This window comes from Erwinia sp. AC075, from assembly GCF_979253995.1.
The window spans coordinates 796,610-818,625 of record NZ_CEEDEU010000001.1 but is presented as its reverse complement, the minus strand read 5'-3'; the positions used below and the strand labels follow the sequence as shown (position 1 = coordinate 818,625).

The 22,016-nt window shown below is 54.2% G+C and carries 20 protein-coding genes; 1 reads left to right on the top strand and 19 read right to left on the bottom strand.

The annotated features are described in order from the left end of the window. Positions 1-173: 173 nt before the first annotated feature. A complete protein-coding gene (putA, locus tag AC0IXH_RS03830; protein ID WP_471720002.1) occupies positions 174-4,124 on the top strand; it encodes a trifunctional transcriptional regulator/proline dehydrogenase/L-glutamate gamma-semialdehyde dehydrogenase in 3,951 nt (1,316 codons plus the stop codon). A 68-nt stretch (positions 4,125-4,192) separates the two neighbouring features. On the opposite strand, the gene AC0IXH_RS03825 is transcribed toward putA, so the two are convergent. The 19 genes from AC0IXH_RS03825 to AC0IXH_RS03735 all read right to left on the bottom strand — a co-directional run bounded on the left by AC0IXH_RS03825 (position 4,193) and on the right by AC0IXH_RS03735 (position 22,009). Next, positions 4,193-5,269 carry an acyltransferase family protein gene (locus AC0IXH_RS03825; protein ID WP_134824374.1) on the bottom strand — a complete coding sequence of 359 codons (1,077 nt, stop codon included), beginning with the start codon at positions 5,267-5,269 and terminating at the stop codon, positions 4,193-4,195. A 151-nt stretch (positions 5,270-5,420) separates the two neighbouring features. Then, entirely contained in the window at positions 5,421-6,527 is a 1,107-nt protein-coding gene (locus AC0IXH_RS03820) for an acyltransferase family protein (protein ID WP_471720001.1), read from the bottom strand. A 261-nt stretch (positions 6,528-6,788) separates the two neighbouring features. After that, on the bottom strand, positions 6,789-7,541 hold the full coding sequence (gene tcyN, locus AC0IXH_RS03815) for an L-cystine ABC transporter ATP-binding protein TcyN (protein ID WP_134824376.1): 753 nt from the start codon (positions 7,539-7,541) through the stop codon (positions 6,789-6,791). After that, a complete protein-coding gene (gene tcyL, locus AC0IXH_RS03810) occupies positions 7,538-8,206 on the bottom strand; it encodes a cystine ABC transporter permease (protein ID WP_013202648.1) in 669 nt (222 codons plus the stop codon). The genes tcyN and tcyL overlap by 4 nt, the downstream gene beginning before the upstream one ends. Further along, positions 8,206-9,009, bottom strand: coding sequence for a cystine ABC transporter substrate-binding protein (gene tcyJ, locus AC0IXH_RS03805; RefSeq protein WP_013202649.1), 804 nt, complete (start codon positions 9,007-9,009; stop codon positions 8,206-8,208). The genes tcyL and tcyJ overlap by 1 nt, the downstream gene beginning before the upstream one ends. A gap of 94 nt (positions 9,010-9,103) precedes the next feature. Next, the gene (locus AC0IXH_RS03800) at positions 9,104-10,090 is read right to left on the bottom strand and encodes a D-cysteine desulfhydrase (RefSeq protein ID WP_206400642.1); all 987 of its coding nucleotides are present in this window, start codon (positions 10,088-10,090) and stop codon (positions 9,104-9,106) included. A 90-nt stretch (positions 10,091-10,180) separates the two neighbouring features. Continuing rightward, positions 10,181-10,684, bottom strand: coding sequence for a flagella biosynthesis regulatory protein FliZ (gene fliZ, locus AC0IXH_RS03795; protein WP_013202651.1), 504 nt, complete (start codon positions 10,682-10,684; stop codon positions 10,181-10,183). A 43-nt stretch (positions 10,685-10,727) separates the two neighbouring features. Next, positions 10,728-11,450, bottom strand: a complete 723-nt coding sequence (locus tag AC0IXH_RS03790; protein ID WP_013202652.1) for an RNA polymerase sigma factor FliA — start codon at positions 11,448-11,450, stop codon at positions 10,728-10,730. 144 nt (positions 11,451-11,594) lie between these two features. Then, positions 11,595-12,563, bottom strand: a complete 969-nt coding sequence (locus tag AC0IXH_RS03785; protein ID WP_471720000.1) for an HNH endonuclease signature motif containing protein — start codon at positions 12,561-12,563, stop codon at positions 11,595-11,597. Positions 12,564-12,775: 212 nt separating this feature from the next. Further along, positions 12,776-13,978, bottom strand: a complete 1,203-nt coding sequence (locus tag AC0IXH_RS03780) for an acyl-CoA reductase (protein ID WP_471719999.1) — start codon at positions 13,976-13,978, stop codon at positions 12,776-12,778. Further along, positions 13,962-15,047, bottom strand: coding sequence for a LuxE/PaaK family acyltransferase (locus tag AC0IXH_RS03775; protein WP_471719998.1), 1,086 nt, complete (start codon positions 15,045-15,047; stop codon positions 13,962-13,964). Before AC0IXH_RS03775 ends, AC0IXH_RS03780 begins: the two co-directional genes overlap by 17 nt. Beyond that, a complete protein-coding gene (locus AC0IXH_RS03770; RefSeq protein WP_471719997.1) occupies positions 15,031-16,437 on the bottom strand; it encodes an AMP-binding protein in 1,407 nt (468 codons plus the stop codon). Before AC0IXH_RS03770 ends, AC0IXH_RS03775 begins: the two co-directional genes overlap by 17 nt. Before the next feature lie 4 nt (positions 16,438-16,441). Then, positions 16,442-17,410, bottom strand: a complete 969-nt coding sequence (locus AC0IXH_RS03765) for a transketolase family protein (RefSeq protein ID WP_471719996.1) — start codon at positions 17,408-17,410, stop codon at positions 16,442-16,444. Next, positions 17,407-18,231, bottom strand: coding sequence for a transketolase (locus AC0IXH_RS03760; RefSeq protein WP_471719995.1), 825 nt, complete (start codon positions 18,229-18,231; stop codon positions 17,407-17,409). Before AC0IXH_RS03760 ends, AC0IXH_RS03765 begins: the two co-directional genes overlap by 4 nt. Next, positions 18,228-18,971 carry an SDR family NAD(P)-dependent oxidoreductase gene (locus AC0IXH_RS03755; protein ID WP_471719994.1) on the bottom strand — a complete coding sequence of 248 codons (744 nt, stop codon included), beginning with the start codon at positions 18,969-18,971 and terminating at the stop codon, positions 18,228-18,230. The genes AC0IXH_RS03760 and AC0IXH_RS03755 overlap by 4 nt, the downstream gene beginning before the upstream one ends. A gap of 10 nt (positions 18,972-18,981) precedes the next feature. Further along, positions 18,982-19,725, bottom strand: coding sequence for an SDR family NAD(P)-dependent oxidoreductase (locus AC0IXH_RS03750; RefSeq protein ID WP_471719993.1), 744 nt, complete (start codon positions 19,723-19,725; stop codon positions 18,982-18,984). Positions 19,726-19,733: 8 nt separating this feature from the next. Further along, the gene (locus tag AC0IXH_RS03745) at positions 19,734-19,970 is read right to left on the bottom strand and encodes an acyl carrier protein (protein ID WP_471719992.1); all 237 of its coding nucleotides are present in this window, start codon (positions 19,968-19,970) and stop codon (positions 19,734-19,736) included. 144 nt (positions 19,971-20,114) lie between these two features. After that, entirely contained in the window at positions 20,115-20,759 is a 645-nt protein-coding gene (locus AC0IXH_RS03740; RefSeq protein ID WP_471719991.1) for an acetyltransferase, read from the bottom strand. 122 nt (positions 20,760-20,881) lie between these two features. Continuing rightward, positions 20,882-22,009, bottom strand: coding sequence for a DegT/DnrJ/EryC1/StrS family aminotransferase (locus AC0IXH_RS03735; RefSeq protein ID WP_471719990.1), 1,128 nt, complete (start codon positions 22,007-22,009; stop codon positions 20,882-20,884). Positions 22,010-22,016: the final 7 nt, after the last annotated feature.

Below are 22,016 nucleotides of genomic sequence, written 5' to 3'. Positions count from 1 at the left end.
CTGGATGGCGTTGAACAACCTTGGCCGGATTCTTGCAGCAATATCCATGCCGCTTTTAAATAATCGGTTTCAAACTCTGCAAACGGCGTCACATTTAACACGGTTGCACAAAGTTGCAACTTCAGTGATATTGCTTGCCAACATTGTCATTATTTTTTAAGGAGTTCTCAGGCATGGGCACAACTACCATGGGCGTGAAGCTGGATGAAGCCACGCGCGAGCGCATTAAGCTGGCGGCAGGCCAGATTGACCGCACCCCACACTGGCTGATCAAGCAGGCGATCTTTAACTATCTTGAGCAGCTGGAAAGTGGCCATGCCCTGCCTGAGATCCCGCTGCAGACGGTGCCCCAGGAAACCGATGAAGCCCCGGCAGACGAGCAGCGCCAGCCGTTCCTGCAATTTGCGGAACATATTCTGCCGCAGTCGGTTAACCGCGCCGCCATCACCTCCGCATGGCGTCGGCCAGAGACGGAAGCCGTGCCGATGATGCTGGAACAGGCGCGTTTGCCGCTGCCGCTGGCACAGCAAACCTACCGCCTCGCCCATCAGCTTGCGGAGAAGCTCCGGCACCAGAAAGGTGCAACCGGACGCGCTGGCATGGTGCAAAGCCTGCTGCAGGAGTTCTCACTCTCGTCGCAGGAAGGCGTGGCGTTAATGTGTCTGGCCGAAGCCTTGCTGCGAATTCCTGATAAACCAACCCGTGACGCGTTAATTCGCGACAAAATCAGCAACGGCAACTGGCATTCACACCTCGGCCGCAGCCCGTCTCTGTTCGTCAATGCGGCGACCTGGGGACTGCTGTTTACCGGCCGTCTGGTGTCCACCCATAACGAAGCCAACCTGTCCCGCTCGCTGAACCGCATTATCGGTAAAAGTGGCGAACCGCTGATCCGCAAAGGGGTGGATATGGCGATGCGGTTGATGGGCGAACAGTTTGTCACCGGTGAAACCATTGCCGAAGCGCTGGCCAACGCCCGCAAGCTGGAAGAGAAAGGCTTCCGCTACTCTTACGATATGCTCGGCGAAGCGGCGCTGACCGCGCAGGATGCCAAAGCCTATCTGCAGTCCTATCAGCAGGCGATTCACGCCATCGGTAAAGCCTCCAACGGCCGCGGCATTTACGAAGGTCCGGGCATTTCGATCAAGCTTTCCGCCCTGCACCCGCGCTACAGCCGCGCGCAGTACGAGCGCGTGATGACCGAGCTGTACCCGATCCTTAAATCGCTGACGCTGCTGGCCCGCTCTTATGACATCGGCATCAATATCGATGCAGAAGAAGCTGACCGCCTGGAGCTGTCGCTGGATCTGCTGGAAAAACTCTGCTTTGAACCGGAGCTGGAAGGCTGGAACGGCATTGGCTTTGTGATCCAGGCGTATATGAAGCGCTGTCCGTTTGTGATCGATTCGCTGATCGATATGGCGCAACGCAGCCGTCGCCGCCTGATGATCCGCCTGGTGAAAGGCGCTTACTGGGACAGCGAAATTAAGCGCGCCCAGGTCGAAGGTCTGGAAGGCTATCCGGTATACACCCGCAAGGTGTACACCGATATTTCGTATCTGGCCTGCGCCCGCAAACTGCTGGCGGTGCCAAACCTGATTTACCCGCAGTTTGCCACCCATAACGCCCACACGCTGGCAGCGATTTACCAGCTGGCGGGCAACAACTACTATCCTGGCCAGTATGAGTTCCAGTGCCTGCATGGCATGGGCGAACCGCTGTACGAACATGTGGTAGGCAAAGTGGCGGACGGCAAGTTAAACCGTCCCTGCCGTATCTATGCGCCGGTGGGCACCCACGAAACTCTGCTGGCCTATCTGGTTCGTCGTCTGCTGGAAAATGGCGCCAACACCTCCTTTGTTAACCGCATCGCCGATAACACCCTGCCGATTGAAGATCTGGTGGCCGATCCGGTGGAAGAAGTGGAGAAAATGGCGCGGGTTGAAGGGGCGATTGGCTTACCGCATCCGAAGATTCCGCTGCCGCGCGATCTGTATGGCAAGAAGCGACAGAACTCCGCCGGCCTGGACATGGCCAATGAACATCGCCTGGCGTCGCTTTCCAGCGCCTTGCTGAACAGTGCGATCCAGCCGTGGCAGGCTGTGCCAATGATTGACGGCGAGCTGGAAGCCGGTGAATCGCTGCCGGTGATTAACCCGGCAGAGCCGACCGATATCGTCGGTTACGTTCGTCATGCCAGCGAAGCCGAGGTGTCGGTTGCGCTGGATGCGGCTACCCGTGCAGGCCCAATCTGGTTCGCCACGCCGCCGCAGGAGCGAGCCGCCATTCTGGAACGCGCGGCGATCCTGATGGAAGGCCAGATGCAGCGCCTGCTGGGGATCCTGGTGCGTGAAGCCGGTAAAACCTTCAGCAACGCCATTGCCGAAGTGCGTGAAGCGGTCGACTTCCTGCATTACTATGCCGGCCAGGTGCGTGATGACTTTGATAATGAAACCCACCGCCCGCTGGGTCCGGTGGTCTGTATCAGCCCGTGGAACTTCCCGCTGGCGATCTTCACCGGACAGATTGCGGCAGCGTTAGCCGCCGGCAACAGCGTGCTGGCGAAACCGGCGGAACAGACGCCGTTAGTGGCGGCCGAAGCCGTGGCGCTGCTGCATGAAGCGGGCGTGCCGGTCGGCGCGCTGCAACTGCTGCCAGGCCTGGGGGAAACCGTCGGTGCGCAGCTGACGGGCGATGCGCGCGTCCGTGGCGTGATGTTTACCGGCTCTACCGCCGTGGCCACCTTACTGCAGCGCAATCTGGCCGGTCGTCTCGATCCACAAGGCCGCCCGACGCCGTTAATCGCCGAAACCGGCGGGATGAATGCGATGATCGTCGACTCCTCCGCGCTGACCGAACAGGTGGTGATTGATATTGTCGCCTCGGCCTTTGACAGTGCCGGACAGCGTTGCTCCGCGCTGCGTCTGCTGTGCATTCAGGACGATGTGGCTGACCACACGCTGAAAATGCTGCGTGGGGCGATGGCCGAGTGCCGGATGGGCAATCCTGAACGCCTGTCCACCGATATCGGCCCGGTGATTGATGCCGAAGCCCGCGAGAACATCGAACGTCATATTCAGAGCATGCGCAGCAAAGGCATGACCGTTTATCAGGCCGCCTACGCCAGCCAGGAAGACAGCAAAGAGTGGCAGAGCGGAACCTTTATCCAGCCAACGCTGATTGAACTTGGCAGCGTCAGCGACCTCGATAAAGAAGTGTTTGGCCCGGTGCTGCACGTGGTGCGCTACGCGCGCAGTTCCCTGCCGCAGGTGATTGAGCAGATCAACGCCTCGGGTTACGGCCTGACGCTGGGTGTGCACACGCGTATTGATGAGACCATCCTTCAGGTCACCAACCATGCCCGCGTCGGCAACCTCTACGTTAACCGTAATATGGTTGGCGCGGTGGTTGGGGTTCAGCCATTTGGCGGCGAAGGGTTATCCGGCACCGGACCGAAAGCCGGTGGCCCGCTGTATCTCTATCGTCTGTTATCGCACCGCCCGGATGGCGCGCTGCGCGTTACCCTCGATCGTCAGGATGGCGAACGTCCGGTCGATGCGGCGCTGCGTCTCTCGCTGTTAGCCGCTCACCAGGCGCTGACCGAATGGGCGAAAGACCAACCGGAACTTGCGGCCTGCTGCGCCCGCTTTGCCGAACTCGGTCAGGGCGGCACCGTCCGCTTGCTGCCGGGCCCAACGGGCGAGCGCAACACCTTTGCGCTGCTACCAAGAGAGCATGTCCTGTGCCTGGCGGATAATGAGCAGGATGCGCTGATCCAGCTGGCTGGGGTGACTGCCGTGGGTAGCCAGGCGATCTGGAGTGATGATGAGCTGCACCGCGCATTGCTGAAATCCCTGCCTGCCGAGGTGCAGAAACGCATCAGCCTGCGCGCGCAGCCGCTGGCGGCCAGCGAAGCGTTTGACGCGGTAATTTATCACGGTGACGCCGATCAGTTACGCACCGTATGTGAAACCGTCGCCTCTCGTGAAGGGCCGATTGTGTCGGTACAGGGCTTTGCGCGCGGGGAAACCAATCTGCTGCTGGAACGTCTGCTGATCGAGCGTTCCCTGAGCGTTAACACCGCCGCAGCCGGCGGCAATGCCAGCCTGATGACCATTGGCTAAGCGGCATAACGGAAAACAAAACGGGGCGATTATTCGCCCCGTTTTTTATTGCCTGAAAGCAGACGCCCTTACTGTACGTTCAGCTTCATCCGTAACAGCTTCGGGTAGATAAACAGGTTCTTGCCGACTCCACGATTGAGCAGCGTCCAGATAGCCACCGAGCAGCCCGAACAGAGCGCGACCATGGCGATCGGGAAGCCCACCGCCCACACCATCGAGAAGGCTTTGCTGGCAAACAGATGGTGATGCACGGCAAACAGGATCGCCGACATGCCAAAGAACTCGATAAAAATACGGTGCAGCACGTAGATTTGCAGCGTGTTTTTACCGATCCAGTTTAACCAGTTCATCGAGAAGCGGCTGTTCAACGCCCGACACGCGGCGATGCAGAACAGGATAGCGATGACGCACATAAACAGACTTTTCGGTAATCCCACCATCGCATGGATGCCCGCCAGCACCCCAATCGCGGCCCACGGCAGCACATTACTGCGATGCCACTCGCTCCAGCGGATCATCGTACTGCTATAGAACGCGCCAAACAGGAAGAAGATAAAATACTGCGACAGGCTTTCCGGTCCCCAACCGGGGATGGCTTTCACTATCGCCGCATAGTTCAGTGCCGCCGCCACCAGCATCATCAACACCTTCTGCTGGCGGAACAGCTTGGCAAAGACAAAGAACAGGCCCAGCGCATAGAGATACCAGGAAGAACTCATCGCCAGCAGCATCAGCTTCAAAAACTCCCACGGCGTGGAAGCCCAGGCAGCGTTGATGTTGTCGGAGAGGTGATCGCCCATGATTTCACCGGAGACGCCGTTGATCATCAGCCACTGAATCAGTCCCCACAGAAAATAGAGATAGAACAGATTGGTGACGCGACTGGTGAATACCTGTTTCCAGGGACGATTGACAATGGCATTGGCCGCCAGCAGACCGGAGACAAAGAAGAACGCAGGCATTCGAAGCGGTGAGAGTGTGTTATTAAAAGCAACCCATAATTTCGCCGGGAAAAAACCGGCGGTTAAATGCGTTACCATATCAGCATAACCTGGTAGTACAACGTGATATAAGACAACCAACAATATACAAGCGCCTTTCAGGCTATTCACCCAGGCGATATCTTTCTTTTGAGTAGGTTTCATTATAATACTCCAGCTGTTATCGTCGTATTTTTATAAAACAGTGGCAGCATCTTTCCCGGTGCTGAGTGTAATTTTATTATTATGTGGTACAGGGTAATGCGGTGGTTCAGAAACATTCAGGGCCGATATTATCGGCCCTGAATGGAGACTGTCAGTGATTGCTGGCGATATCGGGTTTAGGCTTTGTTTTTCTCATCAATACCGGATAGAGGAACAGAGCCCGACCAGGGCCACGATTGAGCAGCGACCAGACCAGCAAAGAGACAGCAGTACAGGTACTGACGGCAACCACCGGAAGCGTCAACGCCCAAATCAGTGAAAACGCACTGTTATCGAACAGGTTGTACTGCACGGCCAGCGTCAGCACGCTCAGTCCCAGCAGTTCGATAAAAATGCGATGCAAAACATAAATCTGTAACGTGTTACGGCCAATCCAGTTCAGCCAGGCCATATTGAATCGGTTGTTCAGCGCCCGGCACAGCACGATGCCAAACACAATCGACAGCATGCAGTAGAACGGGTTCTTATACAGTCCCACCGCATGGTGTACGACGCCGGTCAGGGCGAAGGCACTGAGGATCAGCACGTTGCGTCGGTTCATAAAACTCAGCTCGACCAGATAGTGGCTGAAGTACGCCCCTAACAGGAAGTAGACAAAGTTCTGCACCACGCTTGCCGGTCCCCAGCCTGGCACCAGGCTGAACTGCGTGGCATAGTTCATCAGCAGTGCAGCCACTATCAACGCCATTTTCTGGCGATGGAACAGCTTAGCCACCACAAAATACCCCGCCAGCGCGTACAGGTACCACAGGCTGGTCATCGATAAAAACAGCAATTTCACGAATTCCTGCGGGCTTTCAGCGTAGGCTGCGTTCTTAGCCGTGGAGAGTTTCTCTCCAATCAAATTCGCTGAAATATTGTAGATACTGACCCACTGGATCACGCCCCACAGGATATACAGGTAAAAAATATTGCTGAATTTTTTAGTAAAAACCTCTCCCCAGGACTTTTTATTAATGGCACTGATTGCCAGCAAACCAGAAACAAAAAAGAACGCCGGCATTCTTAATGGCGACAGGTACTTATTAAACGCGATCCATATTTCCGCTGGCAAGACGCCGGCGGTAAGATATTGTAAAGATGGGGCGAAAGTAGTGATAATAGTGTGATGCAAAACAACCAATAGAATACAACCGCCCTTCAGCGTATTGATCCATAAAACTTCATTTTTAGTTGAAGAAGACCCAGAAGCAGACATAGCATTTAACCCAAATTAACGTAAAACTTTAGGAATTATTAACTCTTGTCCACGAAAAGGCCATGGGGTTACTCCTAATTGGTCTGATAACGACGGTGATTATCAGTCAGTTAAGCGATTTCGGGCGTTATCTCAGTCATTAAGCCAAATAAGCGCCGGGCGTAATTAAGATAATCCTTAGTAATAAGCGAATGGCAGAAACGGGGGAAACGAAAAATAACTCGCCGGGGAACCCGGCGAGGAGGAAATTAGATGAGGGAATTAATTATTGAGGAATTTCTCAAGGAACTGCCGGGTACGCGGCTGCTGCGGATTTGTAAACAGGCTTTTGGCGTCGCCCTGCTCCACAATGCGGCCCTGATCCATAAAGATCGCCCGGTCAGCCACGTCGCGGGCAAAGCTCATCTCATGCGTAACGATCACCAGCGTGCGCTTCTCTTCTGCCAGCGCGCGAATGGTGCTGAGCACCTCGCCCACCAGCTCCGGATCCAGCGCCGAGGTCGGTTCATCAAACAGGATCACTTCAGGACGCATCGCCAGCGCACGGGCAATTGCTACGCGCTGTTGCTGTCCACCGGACAGTTTGCGCGGGTAGCTCTCTTCTTTGCCCTGCAAACCGACTTTCTCCAGCAACTGGCGGGCACGGGCAATCGCCTCGGCCTTCGGTTCGCGCTTAACGATGGTTGGCCCTTCAATAATGTTTTCCATTACCGAGCGGTGCGGGAACAGATTGAAGCTCTGGAAGACAAACCCCACCTGTTGACGCAACCGACGCACCAGCTCTTTCTGTTTGTTGATGCCCAGTGCGGCATCAATTTTAATCTCGCCAACCTGGATCGTGCCGCTTTCCGGCACTTCCAGCAGGTTGATGCAGCGCAGCAGCGTGGTTTTACCGGAACCGCTGGGGCCAATAATTGCCACCACTTCGCCGGATTTGACCTCAAGATCGATGCCATTTAGCACCGTCTGCCCGTTAAACTGTTTAACCAGATTTCTGACTTCGATGGCACTCATTTCGACTCCCGATCCTGGCGATTAACGCGATCTTCCAGCTTGCTTTGCAGGATGGAAAGTACGGTTGCCATCACCCAGTAAATCAGTGACGCAGCCAGATACATGGTGAACACTTCCAATGTGCGCGAGGTAATCAGCTGTGCCTGACGGAACAGCTCCGGCACCTGAATGGTGGCGGCCAGTGAGGTATCTTTCACCAGGCTGATAAAGCTGTTGCCCAGCGGCGGTAACGCGGTGCGAGCCGCCTGCGGCAGGATAACGCGACGCATGGTCTGCCAGCGCGTCATGCCAATACTGGATGCGGCTTCCCATTGCCCGCGCTCGATCGAGGCAATGGCACCCCGCAGGGATTCGGAAGCGTAAGCGGCGGTATTCAGCGACAGGCCAATCATCGCCGACGGGATCGGATCCAGCTCAATGCCGAACTGCGGCAGGCCGTAGTAGATCATAAACAGCTGGGCGATCAGCGGCGTGCCGCGGAAAATCGACACGTAGCAGCGTGACAGCCATGAAATCGGCCAGAAATGCGACAGGCGCATCATCGCCAGAATGAAGCCGAGCAACAGGCCAAAGAACATGCCGCCGATGCTCAGCTGCAGGGTAAATACGGCACCCTTCAATAAAAAAGGTGCTGAATCCAGCACCAGTTGAATACTTTCCTGCATTATTTAGTCACGTCCGCGCCAAACCATTTTTCAGACAGTTTAGCCATGGTGCCGTCTTTCTGCATGTCCGCAATGGCTTTGTTGATCGCGTCCAGCAGTTGGGTATTGCCTTTACGCAATGCCACACCCGATTCCTGACGGGAGAATGCCGGACCGGCGACAGCCAGCGTATTGCCGGTTTTCTTCACCAGATCAAGGGCGGCCAGGCGATCCACCAGAATCGCATTGATACGGCCTACGCGCAGATCCTGATATTTCGTTGGGTCATCATCATAGGTACGGATGTCGACGCCTTTCACGTTGGCGCGCAGCCACTGCTCGTAGTTAGAGCCCAGGCCAACACCGACTTTCTTGCCGCTCAGATCTTCCGGCTTGCTGATGCTTGCCGCATTCTCTTTTTTGGTCAGCGCCTGGATACCGGAGATGGTGTACGGCGTGGAGAAGTCATATTTTTTCTTACGCTCATCGGAAATGGTCACCTGATTGATCACCACATCGATGCGTTTGGAGTCCAGCGACGCCAGCATACCATCCCATTTGGTCGGCTTCAGGCTGGCCTTCACGCCCAGGTGCTGCGCCAACGCGTCAGCGAAATCCACTTCAAAACCGGCCAGCTTGCCGTTTTCATCCTGGAAACTGAACGGCGGATAGGTGCCTTCCAGACCCACTAACAGAGAACCGCGCTCTTTTACCTTGCTGAGCAGGTTTTCATCCGCCGCAAAGGCGTTGACTGAAAAGCCCGCCACCAGCGCCAGCGACACGGCTCCCATCACCAGACGGCGACGTACCAGAGATAAATTCATAAAGACTCCACTGTGTTATTAGATTCCGACCCGCAGAATTTATTCGAGCGGCCGCGTGAATACCAGCGGCCTGCAAAGATTATTTCGTTCCAGCTCAGACCGAAGGATGATAAGCAAACAGCGCCGGTGAACCGCCGGTATGGACGAAAGCAATCGGTCCTTCACGGCGGAAACGTTTCTGCGAGATACCGTCAATTAATCCGGCCATTGCTTTGCCAGTATAGACCGGGTCAAGGAAGATCCCCTCAAGACGGGCCAGCAGCTTGATCGCTTCCATCCCCTCTTCATTCGGCATGCCGTATTGCGGGCCAAAATACTCATCCCACAGGGTGATCGGTGCGCTGGCCGTCAGTTCCAACGAGGCCGCCAGCTGCTGCTGGATCGCCACCACTTTCGGGCGCTGCTCATCCGCTTTGCGCGAGACGGTGACGCCGACCAGTTCGGTTTCGGGCATCAGCACTTCCAGCCCCACCGCCAGCCCGGCATGGGTGCCGGCGCTGCCAGACGCCACGACCACCGCGGCAAAATCCACCACGCCTTCGATTTGATGCGCCATTTCCTGGGCACATTCCACATAGCCCAGCGCGCCAAGGGCATTCGATCCCCCGACGGGCACAATATAGGGACGAAAGCCCTGCGCTTCCAGCCGCGTCGCCTGTTCTTCGAGCTGTGCCGCAGGATCGTGCAGCGCATCGACCATCACCACTTCGGCGTCCATCAGATCAAGCAGCAGGCGGTTGCCATTAGACAGGTAATTAGACGCGGTGGTGGCGAGTGGATTTTCGAGCAGCGCCACGCATTTCAGACCGAGCTTGGCCGCGACGGCCGCGGTTTGACGCACGTGGTTGGACTGAATCGCACCGGCGGTAAGCAGCACATCGGCACCCTGACGCAAAGCATCGGCGGCGAGGAATTCGAGTTTTCGGAGTTTATTGCCACCGAGCGCAACGGGCGTAAAGTCATCCCGTTTGATAAAAATATCGCGGCCGAGGTAGTCAGACAGGCGTGGCAGATGCTCCAGCGGCGTGGGCGCACCCAGCAGCTCAAGCTTGGGGAATGAGGGTAAAAGATGTAAGGACAATGCAGCCTCCTGAGATGGCGCTAACAGTTATCCTTACAGTCTTACAGAAGATAGCAAAAAGGTAACGTAAAAGAGTGAGTTGATGTCACCTTAAGCGCGCTGCCAGCCTAAAAACTGGTCATATTTGCGCAGAGCAATGCGATAGTTATTATTACCGGCATCCGGTAAATCATTTTCCAGGCATTCGTGCCAGCTGTTGCCGCTGAGTTTTTCAGCAGGGAAGTTGCGTGCCGATAGCATATCGTCAAGGCGGCGCAGGCGAACGACGTATTCGCGAATGGTGCTGTGGCTCATTTCGGTCTGTTCAAACAGATACTGTTTGAACGCCATAATATCGAAATAATTCGGATGCGTGTTGCAGTAGATATCACTGCAAAAACGGCACAGTGCCGTCAGTTCATTTTGAAGCTTCAACCAGACCTGATCGTCGATCAGCTGGTCCATCCGGGCTATGGCCTCTTTATTTATTATCTGACCGCGAAACACTAACGCCATGCGGTCCAGTACTTTGCCACAATGTGAACAGTTACTCTGGCTGTGTTTGTAGTCTTTCAAATAGCGGCTCAACGGCCTCATTTTAGTTTTGGATCCCATCTGAGAGTCCCCGGTTGGTGTTGAGAGTGCAATACTGACTCCGTCAGCGCGCTCCCGTTAACCGGGCGCGCAGGCGTTTAATCGCCTGACTGTGCAGTTGGCTTACGCGGGATTCACCCACTTCCAGCACTGCGCCAATCTCTTTCAGATTCAGCTCTTCCTGGTAATAGAGCGTCAGAACCATCTTTTCGCGATCGGGTAAGGCTTCAATCGCTTCAATGACGCGTTCGCGCAGATTCCCTTCCATTAACTGGTGCAGTGGATTGGCCTCTTCGTGGCCATCTGTCACCAGTTCTGCGGTATCGCCGTGCTCTTCACGAAACTCGTCGTAGGAGAACAACTGGCTGTTATTGGTATCCAGCAAGATCTGCCGGTATTCCTGTAATGAAACATCAAGCGATGCAGCAACTTCCTGCTCGGTCGCCGTTCGCCCCAGCGACTGCTCGACCTTGTGCATCGCGCCGGCCACTTCACGTGCATTACGCCGCACGCTGCGAGGTGCCCAGTCACGGCTGCGCAGTTCGTCCAACATCGCGCCACGGATGCGCTGTACCGCGTAGGTGGTAAAGGCGGTGCCCTGTAACGCGTCATAGCGCTCCACGGCATTCAACAGACCAATTCCCCCTGCCTGTAACAAATCATCCAGTTCCACGCTGGCTGGCAGCCGGACCTGGAGGCGCAACGCTTCATGGCGCACCAGCGGTACGTATCGCTGCCAGAGCGAGTTTTTGTCCATCACACCATCGGCGGTATAGAGATCATTCACGATGACGACCCTGCGTTAGTTAAGTTATCGGCATGATTATCCGTTTCTGTAGGGGAGATTGATTGGCTGAATAGCGGTACTAAAGGCGGGTTATTTCATTTTTGTTTAAAAAGGCGGCGCGTTGCGCAACCGCCTGCTGAGGATTTACCTTAGGGGATGAAGTTTCTCACGGGTGGCGGCAGGAACCTGCTGCCAAAGCGCACAAATCTTGCCGTCAATCTCTTGATAAAACGCACTTATTTGACTTTCCTCATGCAAACCGTGGCGGAAGTTCACCGTTCCGGTTGTCGGATGGATGGTCAGCAAGCGACTGGTGAACAGCCGTTGCAAATCGCTGCGCAAAAACAGGCCATTGTCGACGCTGTTGTCCTGCAGGAAACCATCGTCATTCTCTTGAGTATCAATATGACAGGCTTCCACCCACGGATACTGACTGTGCTCCATCAGCCGGGTGCCGGTGATGACGCAGGCGCCATAACGGGCCTTCACCGACGCGGCAAATTCCGCCTGACTGGCGCGCTGCCAAACGTTGGCTTTCACCTGTCTGCCCACCTGAGTGCCGGCAATCACCCCGGCAGGGAGTTTCAGTAACGGGCTGGTCAACACCACCACAAACTGAATACGCCGCGACACGGTGAAGCACGGATGCGCCTGGGCATCAAACATCTGCCAATAGTCATCCTCACCCTCTTTACGCATCAGCGACAGTTTGTAGCCCCGGCTCGATATCAAGTTCTGTGCCGCTGCCGACGCGGGGTCCAGCATGGCGTACACCTGGCTTTCGCCCATCACCTTCCAGCGGTTCTCCTGCTTCGCTTCTGCCGTGCGGCGAAAATAGAAGAAGGACTGCTGCTGTTTGAGATAGGACTCAAATCGCCGCAGGTAGTTTTTGCGCTCGTTGTCATTGGAGACGAACAACAGGTCTTCTAACGGACTGTTGGTTTCTTCGTTGGCAAACACCGCACGGATCACCAGGTTGCGGTAGCTGGTCGAGGGGCTTAACAGCGCACGCGCCGTCAACTCCTTCTCTTCGGGATATTTCAACGCATAGCGCTGCGCTATCTCCTCAAAGGTCAGCAAGTCCCCAGGTGTAAGGTCGACATTGAAGCGCATAGACACTCCAGAAAAGGGTAAAGCGTTCCCCAGGTCGCCCAGGAAAATCGCAACGGTTGTTATCTCTTCTGTTATCGGCAGAGCGTAAGGATTCTGTAAGGGGGCGTTGAGGGAATGGGCCTCAATGAGGGCATAAATGCGCTTCTGTTTAGCCAATCAGCGTAGGGAGGGGTCATCGTGACTACGGCGTAGTAGAATTCAAACAAGGCCACTCATCTTGCACAGATGCGGGTCAGCATATAAACCAGATCGTATCCGTCCCATTGCAAGGTGAAGCTCAGCGCCTGACCAATTGGAACGATACGATCGATTCCCGAAGGACGATTGCGGGTCACAAAATTCTCTAGAGATTCACGGCTCAACCCACAAAAAGAGAGGGTTTGGGTCGAAGCACCGCAAATCGGCAAGATCTCATCAATTTTTTGTGCCTGATACTCCAGAAAATACCCGCAGTTTCCGCTGTAGCCAAGACTTTCATCGGTTAAAACCGGTAATTCAACCCGCACCAGTCGATTGTGAGTAACGGGTTGCCTGAACACGCCAGGGATAGCCGCGCTCAACAGACAGAATGAAGTTAGCTTTTCAACCGCGCTGACTGATTGCAAAGTGTATCGGGCAGCAGCAACGTCGTCAAAATGCTGCCAGAAAAGTTGACGCGCCTGCGCGCGCGCCTCAGCACTCTCCCCCAACCAGACCACCAGACTCGGCGAGGAGCAGGCATTCTGATCGCTATGCAGGGTGTCGTTATAAAAATCCAACGCAATACGGGCCTTGTCGTCTTTAGCCAGATAGCCCTCAGCATCAAGCAACGCAAAGGAGTAGCGATTAGCAAAGGCTATATCCAGGGCGCGTGGCGGCAGAGGCGACTGGCGCAATGAAGCAATAGTCGCATCGCCTCCCCAAATTATTCGGGTATTGCACATCTCAGAGAGTGCTTCATTGATCGCCTGCTGTTTGTTATATCGCACCAGTAGAACGGCGGAACTCATCGCCGGATGGATCTCCAGCGCCTCTCTTAGTGCCTGAACGATAATATCGACCTGCGGAAAGTGTTTTCCCGGTAAACGCACCACGTTTGCATTACCGGTCAGTAACCCCACAAGCAATGAAAACGCAAAATTAACTGCGACATTCGCTGGGGCAATATGAAACGCCACGCCACGGCCTTGCCTCATATTCAGATCGGCATACCTGGCAGCCATCTGATGTAACGACGCTGGACGACACCAGAACGCCAGGCTCACAACGTCGCTCCAGTTTTTCGCCTGCGGCTGGCGCAACAAGGTCTGTGAAAACGTATTAATAAAAGCGACGGTTTCAGAATCAAATGGTGCGCGTGCGGGCACGCTGCCAATTGACGCCAGTAAATCCGGGCTACCCAGCAAGAAATCTATCTCGTCAAATTTGTGCGGCATAGGTATCACTGCACCCTCTCAGTTCTGCATCCTTTAATCGTCCAATGACGCGAAAATATTTGCCGTGGCGTCCGCAGGGGCAATCATCCTCTCCAATCAAAACCCCTTCATCTTCAGTGAGTAACGAGTGTCCTGGATAGGATTCTGCCAGCGCGGATATAACCTGAATAATGCCAACCTCGCCAACAACGCAGACTGAAAAATCCTGGGGATTGCGGATGATGACGTCTGAATAAATGCTGACATGCAAATGCCCTTGTTCACATTCAAGGTAAATACACCCTGTTTGCTCGACCATACCGTAATAATCCGTGACCCTGGGAATACCGCATACGCTTTTCAACGTCCCAGCAAATTCGTGAGGGGATACGGCCTGGGACTGCAGTTTTTTCCAGCCGCCGCCGTGGATCATCATCGCCTGCGAAAAGTCGTAAACTTCAGACTTGCCCTTCAACTCCTGGCAAAAATGTTGCCAGATCATAAAGGTGAAGCCGAAAAGCAAGATGGGTTTACCCTGATGCCTGGCCAGAAAAGCTGCGATAGCCTGATGATTAAGCGCCATATTCTCATCCAGCGCATAGGTAATATTCTGACCAAACAGGGAGAAACCTAAAATTCCTGCGCCTCTGGCTGAGAACATCGCACGATCTTTCATCACCGCGGATGAATCAATCACCAGCAACGGCAGTCGGGACGTACCGATGAAATCGCTGACAATTTTCACCAGCACTTTCTGTTGTAACCCCGCCGTGCTTTTATCGAGAAAGATACGGGAAACCTGCTGTCCAGAGGTGCCTGATGAGGTCATGGTTTTAACCACGGACGTCTCTGGAACGCTTCTTAGCGTCATTTTTTTAAACAGTGAGACGGGTAAAAAAGGCAGTGAGGCCAGATTATCAACCGCTTGTAAGTCGCAACCCGATGCGGTGAGGATCTGCTGATAGGGCGAACAATGCCGCTGATGATGCAGGCTCAGTTCGCGCACCCGCTTCAGCAAAAACGTCTCTTTATCCCTCTTCCGTAGTGAAAAGGGCGCGAGGCACAGGCCTTCTTCAAATCCGGGATTCATCTTCGTTCAGCCTCTCATAATGCGTTTTCCCACTGGCCGTCAACGGTATGTTTTCAATGACGGTTATGCGAAAAGCCGACGGGTGTAACTGCGTGGTCTGTGCAGCATAACGCTTCACCTCAGCGGCCAGGCTTTCGTCGGTCAGGAACACGGTTAAACGATCGTCCCTGCCGACACAGGCACATGCCAGTCCGATGAACTGCGTTTTCAACACGTTTTCCATCTCATCAAGTCCCACACGATTGCCAAAAATCTTCAGGAAGCGTTTTTTCCGCCCAATGATTTCAAAGCATCCTTGCGGATCGAAGCGCGCCAGATCGCCGGTTCTCAGTTCACCATTCAGTTCATTTCCCCGGAGAAGATCCACGCCACTGTTGGCGTAACCCATCATCACGTTTTCACCACGATAGACCAGTTCGCCCTGCTGGCCGGGTTCGACAACCACCTTGCCCTGTTCATCCTCCAGTGAAAGCTCACCGCCGGGAATGGCCTGGCCAATAAAGCCGCACTTCTCTACCGCCTGTTCAGCAGGCAACCATGCCATCCGCGAGGTGGCTTCTGCTGCGCCGTACATGACGATAAAGCGCTTTCCCTGTTCGCTGGCATAGTCTGCAAATAGCTGATGCAGTTTTGGTGAAAGTTTGCCTCCGGCCTGCGTCAACGTGTTCAAGGAAGGCAATGACATGCGGGTAAAGCGAAGTCGGTTAAGCATCTCAAAGGTGTAGGGCACACCCGACAATGAGGTGATGTTATTTTCCGCTGCATTGGTCCAGAATTCACGCTGAATCAGGCTGTGCTGCGTCAGTATTAGCGTAGCGCCTGCCTGCAGATGGCTGTTAACGATCGACAGGCCGAAGACATAGTGGATCGGCAGATGGACGTACGGGCGCTCGTTTTCATCAATCGCGAGGTACTGTTTGATGCTGTCTGCATTGCTTTGCAGATTACGCTGACTGAGCCTGACCAGCTTAGGGCTGCCAGTGGAGCCGGAGGTGGTCATTAGCAGGGCGAGATCGGGGTGCATGGGGAAGGCGTCGGCGCTTCCCGGCGTTAGCTGATAGCCCGATGATTGCCAGATCGCGCCATTATCCACCGTTGTTTCTGGCTGCCATAACCAGGCGGGATGATAGCTGTTTTCCAACTCACGCAGACGATCGCAGTGTAGCGAGGCATCAAGCATCAGTGGCACTGCCCCGACCCGCAGACAGGCAAGATAGCCGATCAGTGCACCGGGCGTATTTTGACAAAGAATGAACACCAGCTGGCCTGGCAGCAGCCTCTGCTCCAGCAGAGAAACGGCCGCCAGCAGTGCACCATAGCTCATCTCATTATGGTGATCGTCAATCACCGCCAGGCGTTGAGGATCGTGCTGCTCCAGATGGAAAAACATGGCGTTACTGCTTCAGTTGAGTGGAGATGCGGTCAGTTACCTGACCGGCGGTTAAACCTGCCTGCTCCAGCAGCCAGCCGTAATCACCGGCATGTGGATAACCTTGCGGAATGCCAAGCGTCAACAGCGGCGGCCGCTGTTTTTTGATCGCCAGATACTCAGAGACGGCACTTCCTAGCCCACCAATGGTGCTGTGCTCTTCCAGCGTCACCAGTAACTGGCTCTGCAAAAGCTCGTCTAATATCGCCGTATCCAGCGGTTTCAAGGTATGCATATCAATTACCGCTGCGGCTATGCCCGCCACGGCCAGGCTTTCCGCCGCCTGTAATGCCACGTGCACCATGCTTCCTGTGGCGACGATCGCCACATTACTGCCCTGACGCAAGCGGATTGCCCGCCCGATGTGCAGCTCAAAGTCTTCTTTATAAACAATGGGTGTCCGCATATTTCCGGTTAGGCGCAAATATACCGGGCCAGGGTGATAGTAAGCGGCCTCGGTCATTTTTGCCGTCGCCGTGCAGTCGGCTGGCGAGAGAATGGTTAAACCGGGGATCGAGCGAAGTGTGGCAATATCTTCAATGCCATAATGTGTCGAACCAAATGTCCCCATCGCAAAACCGGCCGCAAGACCAACCAGTTTTACGTTGCCTTCCATATAGCCCAAATTGTGTCTGACTTGTTCACAGGCGCGCAAAGCGAGGAAGTTCGCAAAGGACGTGGCGAACGGCACAAAACCGCCGCTAGCAAGCCCCGTGGCCACACCAACAAGATTTTGCTCAGCAATACCCACGTTAAAATATCGCGATGGGAAGGCCTTACTGAACCGTTCAAGCCCGGCGGTGACGCCTAGGTCTGCCGCCAGTGCAACAATATTCTGATGCTTTTCAGCCAGTGCGAGTAGCGTCACGCCAAAGGTGCCACGCGAGCCCATTAACGACCACCCGCGGATCTGGGCCGGTTTGATAGCGATCATAGTGCCCCTCCGGCCAGTTCGGCTAACGCCAGCTGCAGCTGATCTTTAGTCAGCTTGCTGCGGTGAAAGTCATTGTTGTTTTCCATAAACGAGATGCCCTTCCCTTTCACCGTATTGGCAATGATGGCTTTGGGCTTACCCTCGTGAGGATGATCGAACGCCGTCATCAGCGCCTGATGATCGTGCCCATCGCACTCTACCACTTGCCAACCGCAGGCACGCCACAGCGCCTGGTGATCAAGCGGAAGAATGTCACGGTTGGCGCCGTCGGACTGCATGCCGTTGGCATCAATAATGACCGTCAGTGCCTCCAGCTGCTGCTGTGCGGCATAAAAAGCCGCCTCCCAGACGGAGCCTTCGTTACACTCACCATCGCCCATCACCACCCAAGTATGCCAGGGTTGCTGTTTCAGTCGGTGGCCGATAGACATGCCCACGCCATAGGATAATCCCTGCCCCAGCGATCCGCCGGGAAAATCAATGCCAGCCGAGGGATACATCGGTGCCAGCGCCTGAAAACGCGAGCCGTTAACGTCAAAGCTGTTGAGCTGATCGCGGGTGATAATGCCGACCGCGTGCAATACGGCATACAGGCCTAACGCCGCATGGCCTTTACTGAGGATAAAAACGTCACGCTGGGCATCGTCCATCGCGTCTGCCCGATATCGCATTTTGCTGCCGTAAAGGACGGTAGCCATGTCCACCAGCGAAAGCGATGATCCCAAATGCACGCCATCAACCGGCGCGTTGAAGGCCACGTTGAGCAGGCTTTGGCGGATCTGGTTAGCTAAGCTGAGGGTCTGACTGATATGCAGGTTCATTTTAACCCTCCATCGACGCGAAGAGTCTGTCCGGTAATATAGCTGGAAAGATCTGAAGCGAGGAATAATACCATCTCAGCAATCTCAGATGGCAGGCCGGCACGCCGGAGATGCGTGCTTTGTCGGGCGGCTTCAACCACCTGCTCTGGCATTGTCAGTAGCATTTCCGTCTCGGTAATGCCCGGCGAAATACAGTTGGCACGCAGACCATGTTCACCCAGCTCGGCCGCAACGGATTGAGTCATGGCAATTAGCGCCGCTTTAGAGGCACCGTATGCTGACTTGCCCGGATTACCATCCTCACCTGCCGTCGAGGCGATATTCACCAGACTGCCCCTGCCGTTTGGCAGCATCAGCTTGACCATAAACTGGCTGAAAAGATAGACCGCAAAAAAGTTGACTTCGAACTGCTGGCGAAGCTGGGCTTCGGTGGTCATCTGAAACAGGCTATTGTGGGTAATCCCGGCATTATTAATTACCGCATCAAGCGGGCGTTTATCCGCCCGAATGCACTTTACCGCCTGCTTCATTGATGCCGTGTCGGTCATATCGAAAAATAGCGGCCAGATCTCGACCCCATATTGTTGGGCAAGTTGCTGGGTTTCAGCAATAAACTCAGCATCTTCATTGCGGGCGTGGGCATAGATATTTGCACCGTTGGCGGCAAAGACTTCGACCATTGCCCGGCCCATCCCCCGACGACAGCCGGTAATTAATACCGTTTTATTCTGCATTAACATTGTCATTTCCTCAGCCCATCCCGCCGTCGACCCGAATAATTTGCCCGGTAACGTAACTGGCACCGTCGGAGGCCAGGTAAAGCAACACTTTTGCTACTTCCTCCGGCAAGCCTGGACGGTTAAGTTCGCACCGGGCCATCTGCCTGGCCATCACGGCATCAGGAAGTTCAGCCGTCATAGCGGTCGCAATCACCCCAGGGGCCACCGCATTGACGCGGATCCCCTGCGGCCCTAATTCGGCGGAGAGCGTTTTGGTGGCCGCAACCCATGCCGCTTTTGAAGCTGCATAGGCCAGCTGACCGGCATTTCCGTCGAGAGCAGAAATGCTGGAGATATTAATGATGCTGCCTTTTTTCTGGCGCAACATTAATTTAGTCATGTACTGGGTGAACACCAGTTGAGAAAACAGATTGATGGCAAAGGTTTTCTGCAACTGCGCCAGTGTCATCATGGGGAATAAAGCGTCAAAATTGGCACCGGCAATATTCACCAGGATTTCGACCGGTTTTTTTGCTTTCTGAATCGTTTGTGCCGCTTGCTTAATCAAGGCGTCGTCCAGCAAATCAAAATAAACCGGGATAACTTCAACATTATGTTGCGTCTGAAGCCTGGCGATCAGCGCTGAGAACGCGGGATCCTCCTGCTGGCAACAGGCGAAGACGGAGGCACCGGCAGCGGTGAAACTTTCCAGCGTGGCTTTACCAATCCCCTGAAGGCAACCGGTAATCACCGCCCATTTTCCAGCAAGTAGCATCGGAGCTCCTACAATACGATGTCGTATTTTTTCAGAATTTCTTTGCCGATGGCCCACGATGAGAACTCAATAATATCCTCGGTATCCAGCATAATATCGAAGGTCTCTTCCAGACCGGCAATCATGCTCATATGACCGACAGAATCCCAAGCAGGTGTGTCCTGATATTTGTAATCAGGCAGAACGGCTTGATCCACTTCAAAGGTTTCGGCGAAGATTTGATTATATTTTTCAATATTAGACATAACTGAGTTCTCAATGAGTGCCGGATAATTGCGGCAAAAATCGGTGTCTACCCGTCTGCCGGGTAGCGCTGAAGCCTAAGTCTGTATGCCTCATCCGCAAAAATGAACGATGGCAACTATCCAGACCTTGCTGTTAACAGAGAATTATTTAAATACGCGCTTTTCTTCGTTCTTACGCATCGCCCGCGCGGGATTACCCAGCGCGATCACGCTCGTCTGAATATCCGAAAATACAGCGGCACCCATACCGATAATGGCATCGGCACCCACGTTAAGACGTTGTTGGATCATGGCGCCCATGCCAACAAAAACCCGTTCCTGAATATGGCAACTGCCCCCCATCGTCACGTAGGTCGACACCATCACGTGGTCGCCAATCTGACAGTCATGGCCAATGCTGGCGTAAGGTTGCAAAAAGACGTTTTCGCCGAGAATCACATCACAGGACACATGCGCGCCGCTGGAAATAATGCAACCCGCCCCCACCACCGCACAGGCAGTAAGCATCACGTTCGGATGGACCAGCGTTGCCAGAGGCAGGCCACGCTGACGTACTTTATTCGCCAGGCTGGCCCGTAGAGCAGGCTCGCCTACGGCGATCGCCACCTCAATTTGTTGCTCAGCGGCACGGTCAAAGGTGATCACGCCTGTTCCCTTGACCTCACGGTCGGGGGCAATATCATCAATAAAGAGCAGCTCATCCCAGCGTCGACTTTCCTGCTGAATACGCTGTGCCAGCACCAGCACTTCTCTGCCAAGACCGCCCGCGCCATAAATTGCCAGTTTCATGCTTCTCATCCGTTCGCTATCAGCGGTTTTACGCTATTTCAACATGGCCTTAAGGTAATTCAGGCGGAGAATACCGCCTGTTTTGCTTCTCTTATCCGGACATTGAATAGCGGGTAATGATTTCAGGCTGCAACAACCCCACTGGCGCGAAGGACGATATCGATAATCAGGTTTTGCTCGGCCGCCGTCAGATTAGGATGGATGGGCAGGCAAAGAACGCTTTGCGCCATTTTGCTGGCTACCGGTAAGTTTGCCGGGGCTGAAGAGGCATAGCCCCGATACATCGGAAATTCTGAGATCAACGGATAGAAATAGCGGCGGACGAAAATGCCATGTTCTTTCAACTTGTCATAGAGCTGGTCGCGGCTGATCGGGTACATCCCCTCGTGTATGAATATTGGACAATAAGCATAATTCCACTGCGTATTTTCCTGCGCCTCTAAAAATGTCACACCCTGAACATGGGCGAGCGCCAGACGATAATTTTCATAAACTAATTTGCGCACCGCCAGAGCAGCATCAATATGCTTAAGCTGCAACATGCCGAATGCCGCCTGAAACTCGTTCATTTTGCCGTTAATTCCCGGCGCGACAACGGTCGTTTCATCAGCAAAGCCGAAGTTTTTTAAGTAATCAATGCGACGTTTGATTTTCGCATCCGGGCAAATGATTGCGCCACCTTCAAAAGTATTGAACACCTTAGTGGCGTGAAAACTCAGAATAGAAAGGTCCCCGTGGTTAAGTACGCTGATGCCTTCCTGCTTAACCGCAAAACAGTGAGCCGCATCATAGATGACCTTGAGCCCGTAGTTATCAGCAATATGCTGAATACTATCAACATCGCAAGGGATGCCGTAGCAATGCACGGGTAAAATCGCCGTGGTGTTAGGGGTAATAGCCGCTTCAATTTTGGCTGGGTCCAAATTACACGTCACCGGATCGATATCAACAAAAACGGGCTTAATACCGTTCCATAATAGCGAATGCGACGTAGCGACAAAGGAATAAGGCGTAGTAATAACCTCACCAGTAATACGCAATGCTTGCATCGCCGTTACCAGCGCCAGCGTGCCGTTGGCAAACAAGCAGATGTGTTCAACACCAAGATACTCTGCCAGTGCCTGCTCTAATGCCTGATGATAAGGTCCACCGTTGGTCAGCTGCTTATTTTGCCAGATCTGCTCCAGGTAAGGGATGAATTCTTCCAGTGGCGGCATCAACGGGCTGGTGACAAATATATTCTCTTTCATTGCCTTG